Annotated in this window: 13 protein-coding genes; 4 read left to right on the top strand and 9 right to left on the bottom strand. The window is 40.4% G+C overall.

Translation table 11 applies throughout. The annotated features are described in order from the left end of the window. Positions 1 to 46 precede the first annotated feature (46 nt). The 5 genes from ASU31_RS04600 to yiaA all read right to left on the bottom strand — a co-directional run bounded on the left by ASU31_RS04600 (position 47) and on the right by yiaA (position 5,417). Entirely contained in the window at positions 47 to 754 is a 708-nt protein-coding gene (locus ASU31_RS04600) for a gamma-glutamyl-gamma-aminobutyrate hydrolase family protein (protein WP_057931214.1), read from the bottom strand. Between the two features lie 115 nt (positions 755 to 869). Beyond that, positions 870 to 2,018 carry an iron-containing alcohol dehydrogenase gene (locus ASU31_RS04595; protein WP_057931213.1) on the bottom strand — a complete coding sequence of 383 codons (1,149 nt, stop codon included), beginning with the start codon at positions 2,016 to 2,018 and terminating at the stop codon, positions 870 to 872. Positions 2,019 to 2,140: 122 nt separating this feature from the next. Beyond that, on the bottom strand, positions 2,141 to 3,502 hold the full coding sequence (locus ASU31_RS04590) for a glutamine synthetase family protein (RefSeq protein ID WP_057931212.1): 1,362 nt from the start codon (positions 3,500 to 3,502) through the stop codon (positions 2,141 to 2,143). After that, a complete protein-coding gene (eat, locus tag ASU31_RS04585; protein WP_083505270.1) occupies positions 3,502 to 4,815 on the bottom strand; it encodes an ethanolamine permease in 1,314 nt (437 codons plus the stop codon). The genes ASU31_RS04590 and eat overlap by 1 nt, the downstream gene beginning before the upstream one ends. A 194-nt stretch (positions 4,816 to 5,009) precedes the next feature. Further along, the gene (gene yiaA, locus ASU31_RS04580) at positions 5,010 to 5,417 is read right to left on the bottom strand and encodes an inner membrane protein YiaA (protein ID WP_029278495.1); all 408 of its coding nucleotides are present in this window, start codon (positions 5,415 to 5,417) and stop codon (positions 5,010 to 5,012) included. A 168-nt stretch (positions 5,418 to 5,585) separates the two neighbouring features. Between yiaA and ASU31_RS04575 the strand changes: the two genes are divergently transcribed. Then, positions 5,586 to 7,082 (top strand): NAD(P)H-hydrate dehydratase, encoded by a 1,497-nt coding sequence (locus ASU31_RS04575; RefSeq protein ID WP_245224468.1) that lies wholly within the window; start codon positions 5,586 to 5,588, stop codon positions 7,080 to 7,082. 133 nt (positions 7,083 to 7,215) lie between these two features. Next, complete coding sequence (locus ASU31_RS04570; protein ID WP_057931211.1) at positions 7,216 to 7,917, top strand: AIM24 family protein; 702 nt, start codon at positions 7,216 to 7,218, stop codon at positions 7,915 to 7,917. Positions 7,918 to 8,798: 881 nt separating this feature from the next. Here ASU31_RS04570 and ASU31_RS04565 read toward each other — a convergent pair. The 4 genes from ASU31_RS04565 to ASU31_RS04550 form a co-directional block, all read right to left on the bottom strand. Continuing rightward, positions 8,799 to 9,656: an anti-sigma factor gene (locus ASU31_RS04565; protein WP_057931210.1), complete on the bottom strand. Its 858-nt coding sequence runs from the start codon at positions 9,654 to 9,656 to the stop codon at positions 8,799 to 8,801. Between the two features lie 2 nt (positions 9,657 to 9,658). Next, complete coding sequence (locus ASU31_RS04560; protein ID WP_057931209.1) at positions 9,659 to 10,210, bottom strand: RNA polymerase sigma factor; 552 nt, start codon at positions 10,208 to 10,210, stop codon at positions 9,659 to 9,661. A 113-nt stretch (positions 10,211 to 10,323) separates the two neighbouring features. Beyond that, positions 10,324 to 11,217, bottom strand: coding sequence for a lipoyl synthase (lipA, locus tag ASU31_RS04555; RefSeq protein WP_057931208.1), 894 nt, complete (start codon positions 11,215 to 11,217; stop codon positions 10,324 to 10,326). A gap of 219 nt (positions 11,218 to 11,436) precedes the next feature. After that, positions 11,437 to 11,868 (bottom strand): GNAT family N-acetyltransferase, encoded by a 432-nt coding sequence (locus ASU31_RS04550; RefSeq protein ID WP_057931207.1) that lies wholly within the window; start codon positions 11,866 to 11,868, stop codon positions 11,437 to 11,439. A 364-nt stretch (positions 11,869 to 12,232) separates the two neighbouring features. Here ASU31_RS04550 and cysS point away from each other — a divergent pair, with 364 nt between their 5' ends. Both cysS and ASU31_RS04540 read left to right on the top strand, forming a co-directional pair. Further along, complete coding sequence (gene cysS / locus ASU31_RS04545) at positions 12,233 to 13,693, top strand: cysteine--tRNA ligase (RefSeq protein ID WP_057931206.1); 1,461 nt, start codon at positions 12,233 to 12,235, stop codon at positions 13,691 to 13,693. Between the two features lie 44 nt (positions 13,694 to 13,737). Beyond that, on the top strand, positions 13,738 to 14,418 hold the full coding sequence (locus ASU31_RS04540) for an aspartate/glutamate racemase family protein (RefSeq protein ID WP_057931205.1): 681 nt from the start codon (positions 13,738 to 13,740) through the stop codon (positions 14,416 to 14,418). Positions 14,419 to 14,490 lie beyond the last annotated feature (72 nt).

Genomic DNA, 14,490 nt, shown 5'->3' with positions numbered 1-14,490 from the left:
CACGGAAAATAATTGTTACTCCGTGCTAGCCATTGTCTCCGAGTGATTATTTATTGTGGTTAACGATTGAATTTATAAATGCACTATGTATATTTTTACTAAAAGGACCCTGTTGGTCTTTTAAGCGTTCAGGGTGCCATTGTACAAATAACAAAAAGGATTTGCCTTCTGGTTCCATTCGCTCCATGGCCTCTGTAACACCATCGGGAGAGATTGCACTTACCACCAGACCTTTTCCTGTTTTATCGGTGCTTTGGTGATGGTTACTGTTTACTAAGCCTTTATCCGTATTCACAATCTGGTTCAGCCACGAGGAAGGATTGATAATGATTTCGTGATATCGGTCTGATTTATCGTGCATTTTTGAATGATCGAATTTTCCCCAGGTTGGGATATCAGGGATCAAAGTTCCGCCAAAAAATACATTGCCCACCTGCATGCCCCTACAAATGCCTAGCACAGGGACAGAATTGGCTTCAGTATAGGTTAAAACCTTAAATTCAAACTCGTCACGGTTTTCATCAATATCATCATCATAACAGTAAGGATAATATTCAGGTTGATTATAAAAACGGGGGTGAACATCTTCACCTCCGGTTAAAACAATGCCGTTACATTTTTTGATGTCTTCGAAATTGTTGAGCTTGTATCCTAGCTGGATTACCTCCACACTTTTGTTGTAGGATAAAACCCAATCGCGATAGATGTCGAATTTGCTACAGTCGGTAACACCAATTATTATTTTATCAGACATATTAATTAATTCCACTGATTTATCTTTTTTCCTTCGGTTGATTACACCGATTTTTAGATTACACTGATTTTAATGGTTTAGTAATCCTAAAATCCCGTAATCTTTTAATCCTATTTTAAAGTGCATTTAAGTACAATTGTTTAAAATCTTCTCTGCTTACCGGTTTAGGATTGTTTGGATGTGCAAAATCTGCAAAGGCTAAATCGGCAAGTGTTTCTATATGTTCATTTTTAACGCCAATATCACTCAATTTATGCGGAATATTCACTTTCGTGTTTAAATCGAACAGATATTTTACAACAGCTTCACCATTTTCGTCTTTGAGATCCAACGTACGGGCAATTTTTTTAAAACGATCTTCAAAACCAGCAATATTAAACTGCATACCATAAGGAATATTCACTGCATTAGCCAATCCGTGATGGGTATCTAACAAAGAAGAAAGCGGATGTGCCAGCGAGTGTACTACACCCAAACCTTTTTGAAAGGCAATGGCACCCATCATCGAAGCCATTAACATTTTACTGCGGCTCTCTAAATCGGGATTGTTGGTTGCCCGTTCCAAAGCATCCTTGATCAATGAAATACCCTCCAGCGCAATCCCATCGCACATTGGGTGGAAATTTTTGGCCAAATAAGCTTCCATATTATGTGTCAATGCGTCCATGCCTGTCGCAGCGGTGATAAATGGGGGTAAATCCATGGTAAGTTCAGGATCTGCAAATACGATCTGCGCCATTAATTTTGGCGAGAACAGGATTTTTTTCTGGTGGGTTTCATCGTCGGCAATAATTGCGCTGCGGCCTACCTCGCTTCCGGTGCCGGATGTGGTTGGAATGGTAATAAAATGCGGAACATCGTTCGTTACGTAGATATCGCCGCCGATTAAATCATCATATTTGAATAAATCGTCGCGGTGATTAACACGGAGTACAATTGCACGGGCAACATCTAAAGCTGCACCACCGCCAATACCAATTATACTGTCGCGGTTGGTAGCATCCCAAGCATCAGTACCTTTGTAAACATCACTTTTTACCGGGTTTTTATGAATGTCGCTAAAAACCTCGACTGCAATACCCTTTGCCTTTAAATCTTCAACGATGGTTTTAAAAAAGGGAAGTTGCGCGATAGTGGGGTCGGTTACAATTAATGGCGCCTTTAAATTGTTCTTGCTTAAGTAGGCGGGCAACTCTTTTACTGCGCCAGCGCCAAAACGGATAGTTGTAGGGAAATTAAACTGATGGATTTTATCAAATATCATGACAATTGTTTTTGTTACCTTTTGTTTTTTTCAAGTTCGTGTTGTGCTGTCACATCTATCCAGCAAAAGATTCTGAATCAAGTTCAGAATGACGGCTATTAATGTTCAGAATGAAGATTCTACTAAATAATTTCTAAATATCTTTTGAGCTCCCAATCGGTTACTACTTTAGCAAATTGCTTGCATTCCCATTCGCGGGTCATCGTAAAATGATCAACGAAATCTCCGCCCAATAATGCTGCGGCCAGATCAGAATTTTTCATTTTTTGCGTCGCTTCAAACAAATTACGCGATAGTGTGCCGTTCGATAAATCGGTATATCCGTTTCCTTTGGTGGCTGGCTGTTCGAGTTTTAATTTATTCTTAACACCGTACATACCTGCAGCCAAACAGGCCGAAAGTGCTAAATAAGGATTGGTATCTGAACCTACTATCCGGGTTTCTAAGCGTGATGCCTTTTTGCTTCCTGGTAAAGCACGTAATGCAGTTGTACGGTTATCAATTCCCCATGTTACCGTAGTTGGTGCCCATGCACCTTCAACTAAACGTTTGTAACTGTTTATAGTAGGGGCAATCATAGGTAAAAGGTATGGAAGGCAGTGCAACTGACCAGCGATATAACTTTTCATTATTTCGCTCATATTATCTGCATCTTTTTCATCGTAGAACAAATTGATCTTTTTGTCCGCATCCCAGAGGCTTTGATGCACATGGCCACTACATCCCGGTAAGTTTTCGCTTATTTTCGCCATAAATGTAGCGAGGATACCGTGTTTATAGGCGATTTCTTTTACGGCTGTTTTAAATAATATGGCCTGGTCGGCAGCTTGCAAGGCAGGCGCATACTTAATGGCTGCTTCGTAAACTCCCGGCCCGGTTTCGGTATGCAAACCTTCAATCGGGATATCGAATTTGTTCAGCAGTTCGAACAGATCGCTCATAAACTCATTCCGGTAGGTACTCCTCAAAATAGAATAACCAAACATGCCCGGGCTTAACGGTTTTAAATTAGCGAAGCCTTTCTCCTGGATTGTCTCTGGTGTTTCCGAAAAATTGAACCATTCAAATTCCTGTGCAAAGAGCGGCGAAAATCCTTCACTTTCGCATTCTGCAATTACTTTCTTTAGCAACTGCCTCGGACAGACATAATTTGCCTGGTCCTGATCGTCAATAAAATCGCCCAAAAAGAAAGGTACGTCATTTTCCCAGGGGATTTTCCGGAACGTGGTCAGATCGATTTTAACCTGTGCATCGGGGTAGCCAGTATGCCAGCCTGTATATTTTCCGTTTTCGTAAGCCAAATCACCTGCATCCCAGCCAAAGGTAACATCACAGAAACCCAATCGGCCTTCAACCAGGGAGGCGAATTTTTCGGCAGCTACATATTTCCCCCTTAAAATACCGTCGATATCGGCAACCGCTAATTTTACTTTTCCAGAGGGATGATTTTTAACGTAATCCAGAATTTCTTTGCTCGTACTCATTAATCTGCCTTTTTAAATATTTTATATAGAAGAAATATGCCTAAAACAATACCCGAATAAATTAAACCCAATTTAAGATTATAAATCAGCATTGCGATGAAAGAAACGCAGGAAATAATTAAGGCAATAATGGGAAATAAAGGATAAACCGGGGTTTTGAAAGGCCGAACCATTTCGGGATTCTTTTTCCGCAGCACCATTACCGAAATCATCGAAATGATGTATAAAGTTAGTGCACCAAATACAGAAATGATAATAATTTCGGCCGTTTTACCCGATAAAAGTGCGATGATACCAATCATCATATTGCCTATTAACGCATTTGCGGGTGTTTGAAATTTAGGTGAAATTTTTCCAAGAATAGCTGGGATACTTTTTACACGACCCATCTCGTAAGTGGAGCGACCAGCCGCTAAAACCAATCCATGAAAAGAGGCTACCAGGCCAAATAATCCAACCGTGATGAGTAAATGATACATCAGGTGATTATCCCCTGTAATCATCGAAAGGGCAAGTGGTAAAGGCGAATCAGAGGTTTCGCCCGATTTTCCGTTTTTATATACAATGGCTTCCCAACCGCCAATACCAATGGTAGAGATAAAAACAAGCACACATAAAACAACCAATGTAAATATGCCCCAGCCAAAACCCTTGCTGATATCGCGTTGTGGGTTCTTGGTTTCTTCGGCTACATTTGCAACGCCTTCAATGCCCAGGAAAAACCAGATGGCAAAAGGGATAGCTGCAAAAACACCGCTCCAGCCATTTGGAAAGTTATTGTGCACCAGGTTTTCTACATGAAATTTAGGCAATGTAATTCCAGAGAACAACAGCAATTCTCCGACTGCTAGAACAGTAATAATTACTTCGAACGAAGCGGCAGCTTTTACGCCATAAACATTTAGGGCGGTAAAGACAAAGTAAACTGCAATTGCACTGGTAAGAATGGGTACCTGTGGGAAGAAGGCATTAAAATAAGCACCAATGGCAAATGCAATAGCCGGGGGTGCAAATATAAATTCGACCATTTGAGCAATACCGGCAATAAAACCGATGTTTTTGCCCAGTGCTGTATTGGCATAATCGAAAACACCACCGGCCTTTGGTATAGCACAGGCCAGTTCGGCATAGCTAAAACTAAAGGTAACATACATCACCATAATGGCAACCGTAGCGATGGCCATACCCAGTGTACCACCTTTTTCGAGGCCTAAGTTCCAGCCGAAATACATTCCCGAAATCACATATCCAACGCCAAGTCCCCACAGCATAAAAGGGGTAAGTGTTTTTTTTAAGCTATCTTTTTGTTCCATTGGCAGGATTTACAAGATTGAAATAGGTTTATATTATTTGCTCGAAAATGATAAACTATTAGCCTCGGTATCTGGTGTTTAAAGTAGTAATTATTTTTTAGTTAAGGAGACAATATATCGTTTTTGGTTAAAAATAAAAAACCAATGCCTGAGCATTGGTTTCAATAAAATTCGTTAAGAATAAGCTGTTTTGGCTATTCCGAATCACGGTTTTTATTCACGATCTGGCTGTCTCTCGTATTTTTCTGCACCGTAATGGCGCCAAACAGCGAGAGTAAAAAGGCAAAGGCATAAAATCCTTTTTCGCTGGGTAGCAAAGTAGCATTCCACAAACCGATTACCAATAAAGTGATGGTTAATAGTGTAGAAAACCAACTGATACCGTAATAAATTTCAGTAACCGGAATTCCTTCCAATTTATCGCGAACAGCTTTTTGTAAAGAAATTACGGCAAAAAGGCCAAACATCAATACGGTAAAATAATATCCTTTTTCATTGAGAAGCATATCAGAACGCCACAAGCCTACAATAAAGCCGATCATTCCGATACCTAATGCAATCCAGGCAGCTGCCACGAAAGCATTCGATGGTTTTTGATTCATTGTTTTGAGATTTAATTTAATTCAATAGACAACGCTAAAGATTGGCAAAAGGTATAAAAATTAAAAGACAGTACCTTAAATTATTTTGTAAGACTGGCACCTTGGGTATAAAAATCAAACAAAACCCTACTCTTTTGTATTGTACCTGTATAATCTTATCTTAGTTATATGCGAACATTGCTTACTTCTGCCCAAATGCGTAGTGCCGATCAGTTTACAATTGCTAATAAACCCATTGCTTCTATAGATCTGATGGAAAAAGCTGCGAGGGCCTTTGTTCAAACTTTTTTAAGGGATGAGTTCGACACCAATAAAAGCGTGGCTATATTCTGCGGAAAGGGAAATAATGGAGGAGACGGACTGGCCATTGCCCATTTGCTTATTGCAAACGGATACGAGAATATAAAAGTTTATATCATCAACTTCAGTAAAAAACAAAGCGACGATTTTGCCATTAACCTACAGCGGATTGAAGAAACGAGATGCAAGAAAACGATCATCAATCAGGTTTCTGACTTAAAGAATCTGAAAGCCGATTTAATTATCGACGCTATTTTAGGCTCTGGTTTAAATAAACCTTTAAGCGGAGAATTTGAAGCGCTGGTTCAGGTCATTAACAAGTTGAATAAAAAAGTATATGCGGTTGATGTACCTACCGGTTTTTTTGCGGAAGGTAAGTTGCCTAAAGATTACAAGGGGATAAAAGCCCATAAAACAATTTGTTTCCAACGACCGAAGATTAACTTTTTCTTCCCCGAGTCGGTCATGGCGACCGAAAAATATGAGGTGGTAGATATTGATCTGGATGAGGCTTTTATCCAGAAACAAGAGGCTGATTTTTATTTGGTGGAAGAAAGTGATATTGAAAAGATCCTTCAGCCACGAAAATTGTTCAGCCATAAAGGTACTTACGGCCACGCACTGATTATTGCGGGAAATACCAATACAATGGGTGCGGCTTTACTGTCTTCGATGGCCTGCTTACACACGGGAGCAGGATTAACTACGACCTGTATTCCACAGAGTGGGTTAATCGCGTTAAATACCGCTTTACCAGAAGTAATGGCCCTACCGAGAGATGAATACACGAGGATAGAGAACCCACAGAAATATCAGGCAATTGCTATTGGTCCAGGTTTAGGTGCCGATGCTGAAAATGAAAAACTGCTCGAAAGCTTAATCATGGCCAACCAAGCGATGATCATCGATGCAGATGCGTTAAACATTCTGGGAGAAAGGCCCGATCTAATCGATAAACTTGCCGCAAATGCCATTATCACCCCACACATGAAAGAGTTCGATCGCTTATTCGGTGAGCATGACAGCTGGTGGGACCGGGTGCAAACGGCAACAGAACAAGCCCAAAAACTTAAGATCGTTATCGTGCTTAAAAACCAGTATACTTTTATCTGCCTGCCAACAGGTAGGGTGTTTATCAATCCTACAGGTAATCCGGCAATGGCGCAAGGGGGGATGGGCGATATTCTTACTGGCATTATTGCAGGCTTTGTAGCACAGAAATATACCGCAACAGATGCCGTTATTTTGGCTTGTTACATTCATGGAAAAGCGGGCGATCATTTAGCGCACGAACACTTTGTAGTTACCGCCTCGCAGGTTATGGAAAGGATATCAAAAGAAATTAAAGTGCTCATATCCAATTAGTTTGTTTGTTGTGCGTAGTTAGCCACAATTGTGGAAAAAAATCGGCATTAATCTACTATTCTTCTAGTTATAATTTATAGTTTAAGGGAATATTTAAAATAACAGATATCTTAAAAACGGAAAAAAAATTATTATGGCACAAAAAGAGTACACGCTGAATGAATTAATTCAGGAATCGGCAGAGAATCCAAATGAAAACGATTTTTTCGAATTAGAGAAACCTGCCATGCTGGAGGTAAATCTAAAAAATCAAAAAATATTGGCAAAAGCAGGTTCGATGGTTGCTTACATCGGAAATATAGATTTTAAAAGAGAAGGACTATTGAGCAAAGGTTTGGGCGGTTTGTTAAAGAAAGCCATATCTGGCGAGGGTACTTCGTTGATGCACGCCACCGGAACGGGTAAGCTGTATCTGGCAGATGAGGGCAAAAAAGTAAAGATCATTAAACTCCAAAACGAAGCGGTTTTTGTAAACGGTAATGATGTATTGGCTTTAGAAGAGAATATTAAAAACGAAATAAAAATGCTAAAAAGCATTGCAGGGATGATGAGCGGTGGTTTATTTCAGGTTAAATTATCGGGCAGTGGCTATATTGCTATTACCACACATGGCGAACCGATTTTATTAAGGGTTACCGGCAACCAGGCGGTGTATACCGATCCTAATGCTACAGTAGCCTGGTCTGAAAACTTAACGCCAAACATTAAAACCAATTTAACTTTCGGTTCTTTTATCGGAAGAGGAAGTGGCGAATCGTTCCAATTAGAATTTTTTGGCGAGGGATGGGTTTTGGTACAGCCTTACGAAGAGGTGAAGTACGCAGCGAAATCTTAATCATCATCTCGACCGCAGTGGAGGGATCTTTATCAATAAGTTTTCTCCCTGCATGCGTTATTCGGGCAACAAGTTATGCTCGATAGCGTATTCCCTTACACATTTATCTATTTTTTTGGAAAGCAATTGCAGCAGCATTTGGGTGTAGGATGGTCTGCCATTCGCTTTATCCCGACTTTACGTCGGGATGTTCGCTGCTGTCAGGTTTAAGTGGCACAGCTTGTTTTACTATTGAGGGTTGCAGGGCGCAAAACCATTGCCTGCAAAGGACAGTCGAAAGGTCAAAACCCACAGACCCATTGTTCCTAAACCCGGTAGTAACGGAAATCCTTTTTATTGCCTGAACGGAAAATTTATTTAAGCTTTTCGCATGTAGGCTAGAATTGCAATAAAAAGATTGGAGTGGATAACGGGGCTACAGTACCTGCAGAGACTGGAACGCTCGTTTTCAGATTAGGCCTAAATAATACAGATAACTATTCATTTTTTTTGGAAAGCAATTGCAGCAGCATTTGGGTGTAGGATGGTCTGCCATTCGCTTTATCCAGACTTTACGTCGGGATGTTCGCTGCTGTCAGGTTTAAGCGGCGCGGCCATTCATCCTATCTAGGGCTGCAGGGCGCAAAACCATGGCCTTAAACGGCTATCCTCTTATTTGCAAGAGGCAATCGGTTTTGGTGCGGCCGTATGAGGAAGTAAAGTACGCGGCGAAATCCTAATATAGTAGCATCGTCATTCCCAATTTGATTGGGAATCGTAATGCAATAGGCTTTAAGATTACCGCCTGCGCGGGAATGACGGTGTACTGCTTGCAAAAAAAAACAAAAAATCCCAGCATTTCTCAATGTCGGGATTTAATATTTTGACTAAATAATTTCTACTTAAACACCACCCATTACGGTTAGTTTTTCCATTGTTGGGTTAACACTTCCACCCATAGGCTCTATAGTTACTGCAAAAGCCTGTGCTTCCTGAATGGCCTGCATTTTTACCAATGCCTCGTTATTGGTCGAATCCGTTTTGCCGAATACGCCTAAACTTACCGGTTTCCCGTTTACCAAAGCCCATAACTGATATTGATGTTCAGCATCAGTTTTTGGTAAATCCATGGCCACATAGTTGATCAGCACACTTTTATCTTTCTTGTTCCAGTAAACTTTCATTTTCGAATTCGGGCTAAAAGCCTGACCAGCCATTCTGATGGTTGCCCATTCTTTACTGTCGGCCATGGCAGCCATATTATCTAAACCCTGGTTTTCAAACTCTAACTTGCTTACTACGCCAGCAAATTTTTGTTTATCCAGGTTTAAACTCGCAATTTGGTCGTGTGCAGCATTTAGCTTGTTATACGTAATAAACAATGCTGCCGTACTTACTACCAATAAAGCTATACAAGCAACTAAGGCATAACGCAAAGTTCTTACTTTGGCATCACTTCCATCTAAACGTATAATTCTTGGCTCTTCAGTATAAATTGGTTCGGGTTGAGTATTCACATGCTCTTCAACTTCACTTAAGCCCAACTTTTCGAATAATTTTGTTTCTACATCTGCAGATGGTTCTACAGCATTTTGCATAGCATATTGCTCCATGGCTTGCTCAATGGCAGCTAATTCATCTCTTACCTCAGGATGTTGAGATGCCATTTCCTCAACCTGCAACGCTTCTTCAGGTGATAAATCACCTAAAACGTACAGCTCAAGTACTCCAGATTCGATATATGCTTTTAAATTTTCCACGCTCAATTAAAATTCCTTCTCAATTCAATAATAGCCAACCGGATCCGGGTTTTCACCGTACCTAATGGCAGATCTAACTTTTCTGCGGCTTCCACATGGGTGAAACCCTTGTAATAAACTAAATCAAGAACTGCTTGTAAATCCGGTTTAAGGTTATCTACAAGTTGCTTAACTCCAAGAATATCAGGATTAAACGTTACCTTGTTTTGTTCATCAACGAAACTTACGTTATTTTCTATATCTTGGTTTTTGAGTGAATTCTTAAAGTCTTTAGAACGTAGTTTGTCGATTGATAAATTGCGGGCAATGTTCATCATCCACGTAAACAAACGTCCTTTGGTATTGTCATAGTGTGCAGCAGACTGCCAGATTTTTACAAAAGTTTCTTGTAGTACATCTTCGGCAAGCTCTGTGTGGGTGATAATGCGCGAAATAACGCCATAAAGCGCTGACGAATACATGCTGTACAATGTTTTTAGAACCGCCGGATCTTTCGATTGCAGTGCTTGAACAAGTTCTGGCTCAGTTAGGGTTAATTTTTTTAATGCAGTCACTATTGGTTACTAAGATACAATACAGAACAGTAAAAGCAAAAAAATGTTTTGTAAATGCACTCCGCCAAGGAGTACGGTTGTAAATATTTTAAATCCCTAATTATATAAGTGAATTATGCAATTCCTTCAATTGGAAAAAGGTGTTTTTCTGCATGATAAGATGAACGCACTAACGGACCGCTTTCTACATACTTTAAGCCTTTTGCTAAACCAGCTTCTTTATACATCGCGAAAGTATCCGGATGGATCCAATCTATCACAGGGTGGTGGTTACGTGTAGGTTGTAAGTATTGGCCTAAAGTTAAGATATGCACGCCATTGGCAACTAAGTCGTCCATAGCTTCGAAAATATCTTCTTCTGTTTCGCCCAATCCAAGCATAATGCCTGTTTTAGTTCTTAAACCAAACTCAGAAATTCTTTTTAAAGCTTCTAAACTCCTGTCGTATTTAGCCTGGATACGCACTTGTTTGGTTAAGCGTTTAACTGTTTCCATATTGTGCGAAACCACTTCTGGTCTTTCTTCTAATACGCGGTATAAATTATCCCACTGACCTTTGAAATCGGGGATTAGGGTTTCTAAAGTGGTAATTGGACTTTCTCTGCGAATAGCCTGTAGGGTTTCTGCCCAGATGATTGAGCCGCCATCTTTTAAATCATCGCGATCTACCGAAGTAATCACACAATGTTTAACGCCCATTAATCTTACCGAATCGGCAATGCGGTTAGGCTCATCAACGTCAACAGCCAAAGGTCGGCCAGTGGCCACGGCACAGAAAGAACAGCTACGGGTACAGATATTGCCCAAAATCATGAAGGTTGCCGTGCCTGCACCCCAACATTCGCCCATATTAGGACAATTTCCACTTTCGCAGATGGTATGGAGCTTGTGCGTGTCTACTAAACTGCGAACTTGTGCATATTCTTTACCAACGGGTAATTTTACACGTAACCAATCTGGTTTACGTTTTACTTCAGTTACAGCAGGTACTACCGGTAAATCAATCATGGTACAAAGTTAATGAATAGGATTGAAATGTTACAATGCTGAAATGTTTGAAGGTTGTAATAATTGGGGAGTTGGTTAATCGTTCGAATTGGTTAACTGGTTATTCATTGGTTGGCTAACTTGCGAAGTCTGGTCGGGCAGGGGCGGAGCTAGACTTCGCAAGTTTAGCAAGGACCTGCCTGTGGTATAAGATATTTCTATCTGACATTATTGAAAAAATTAAACCGCATTCATTTCGAATGCAATCTGTCGTTTATTCTCCTTAAAGCCAATCTGCTCATAAAACCGGTGACTTTCGGCGCGTTTGATGTTACATCTTACTTTTAGTTTTTTTACCTGATGCTTTTTCGCCCAAAGGTTTACTTGCTCAATTAACTGCTTCCCGATTTTTAGGTTTCGGTAATTTTCATCCACAATTAAGCCTCCAATTTCGACAAATGGATCGGATTCTATCCTTAAGGTGTAAAAACCATGAATCCAGCCTAATACTTTGTCATCAATTAAAGCAACAAATGCGCAGTTTTCATTACTTTTATTTATGCGTTTAATCCTGGCTGATGTTTCCTTGATGTTACTTTCGTAACCAAGTTGTGTAGAAAGTGTGGCTACGCTTTCGGCATCTTTTTCCGAAATTTCTCTGATCTGAACCATTTATTGATGTTTGATAGGTAAATCTAAGCTAACTAATAAAATTTTGTTTTAAAAGTCAGATGGTAACAACTGACAGCACACCGCGTGCCAGGGCAACTTGCGAAGTCTCACAAGGCCATAGGCTGGGCAGACTTCGCAAGTTTAGCGCAGGTTTCACGCCAAAAGCACAGAAATAACCAGGCTAAACCCTATTGAAGCGGCAGCCTGAGCCCCTTTGGCGAAGCTACAGCGGAAAGAGGGGCTGCCCTAACCGATGAGCAGCAATTACCTTTTCAAATGTTAAAGAAAAATCATAAGCGGGGCAACGGACAACATTCCATCATTAAATCATTTTAACTTTCTAACTTAATATTACATTTGCAATATGAATACTGGCTTACAGCTTTATAATACGCTTTCGCGCAAAAAAGAACTTTTTCAACCCTTAAATGCACCTAATGTTGGGATGTATGTTTGCGGTCCTACTGTTTATAGTGATGTGCACTTGGGCAATTGCCGCACGTTTATTTCTTTCGATTTAATTTTCAGGTATCTTAAATATGCTGGTTATAAGGTGCGTTATGTGCGTAACATTACAGACGCTGGCCACTTAGAAGGTGATAGGGACGAGGGGGATGATAAGTTTGCAAAACGTGCAAAATTAGAGCAGCTTGAGCCAATGGAAATTGTGCAGAAGTACACTTTAGGTTTCCATGATGTATTGCGCATGTTCAACACGCTGCCACCAAGTATTGAACCTACAGCCACAGGCCACATTATCGAGCAGATCGAAATGATCAAGGTAATTATTGCCAATGGCTACGGTTATGAGGTTGATGGCAATGTGTACTTTGATGTAGAAAAATATAGCAAGGAATATAATTATACGATTTTAACCAACCGCAATCTGGAAGATATGCTGAACAATACCCGCGAGCTGGGTGGACAGGATGAGAAACGTGGAAGGTTAGATTTTGCGCTTTGGATAAAAGCAAAACCAGAAACCCTGATGCAATGGCAATCGCCTTGGGGCATGGGGTTTCCGGGCTGGCATATCGAATGTTCGGCAATGAGCGCGAAATATTTGGGTGCCGAATTTGATATTCACGGTGGTGGAATGGATTTGGCGGCAACGCACCATACCAACGAAATTGCACAATCTGAAGCTTGCAGTCATAAACAGCCTGCCCGTTATTGGATGCACACCAATATGCTTACGGTAAACGGTACGCGGATGTCTAAATCGGCCGGTAATGGATTTCTTCCTTTAGAGTTATTTACAGGCGATCATGCTTTATTGAAAAAAGGCTTCAGCCCGATGACGGTTAAGTTTTTCATGTTGCAGGCACACTACCGCAGTACATTGGATTTCTCGAATGAAGCTTTAGATGCCTCGGAAAAAGGATTCCGCCGCTTAATGGCTGCCATTGGTTTGTTAGATAAGTTAACGGTTTCTGAACAGAATGATTTCGATATCGATGCATTGAAAGAGAAATGCATCCACGCGATGAATGATGATTTTAACAGTCCGATTCTGATTGCCGAACTGTTTGAAGCGGTAAGGATTATCAATACCGTTTACGATGGTAAAGGTAAAATCTCTGCAGAAGCATTAGAAAAGTTAAAGCAACTGGTTAACGATTTCGTATTTGATATATTAGGACTGAAAGATGAAGATGCCGGAGGTAACGACTTAAATGGCGTTTTGGATATGGTGATTAACTTAAGGACTGAGGCGAAAGCGAATAAAGATTATGCCACTTCCGATCGTATCCGTATTGGCTTGCAAGAGTTGGGAATCCAGCTTAAAGACGGCAAAGAGGGAACCACCTGGAGTAAATCTTAATTAGTCTTGAGTCTGTAGTCTAAAGTCATAAGTCGATTTTAAGAATGAGAAAAATTGGTTTAGTAGGTGGCATTAGCTGGATATCGACAATAGATTATTATCGTTTTATAAATGAGGGCGTAAATGAGCGGTTGGGCGGATTAAATTTTGCTGAGTGTTTAATTTACTCCCTTAATTTTGGTGATGTACAGGATAAAACCTGGGAAGGATCGTTTGACCTTTTACTCGCTGCTTGCGAGAGTTTAAAGCGCAGTGGTGTAGAAGCCATTGTATTATGTGCCAATACCGCCCATCTTTTTGCCGATCAGCTTCAGGAAAAGATTGCATTACCGATTATCCATATCGGTACAGAAACCGCTAAAGCCATAAATGCTGCAGGAATTAAAAAGGTAGCTTTATTGGGAACTGTGTTTACCATGGAAAAGGAATTTTATATCAAAAAGCTCGAAGACCATGGATTAAACGTATTGGTGCCATCAAAAAAAGAAACTCGCGATTACATCCAGTTTACACTTAAAGAAGAACTGGGTAGAGGATTAATTTTGGCAGAAACCAGGGCGCAATATATCAAAATGATTAATGATCTAATCGCCGATGGTGCAGAAGGGATAATTCTGGGTTGTACAGAAATCCCAATGTTGATTAGTCAGACTGACTTTGATGTTCCGGTATTTGACACCACTAAAATTCATTGCAAGGCAATTGTGGATTTTATTCTTTCGTAGACAACACTTTATTATACTATCCCCTGTCATTCATAAGAAGAGTTAGCTATTAGGAAATAAATCCTATGCATT

The sequence above is a fragment of the Pedobacter ginsenosidimutans genome (assembly GCF_001442625.1).
Taxonomy (GTDB): Bacteria; Bacteroidota; Bacteroidia; order Sphingobacteriales; family Sphingobacteriaceae; genus Pedobacter; species Pedobacter ginsenosidimutans.
Note: the sequence above shows the minus strand (reverse complement) of the source record. Positions and strands in the feature narration are given on the sequence as shown.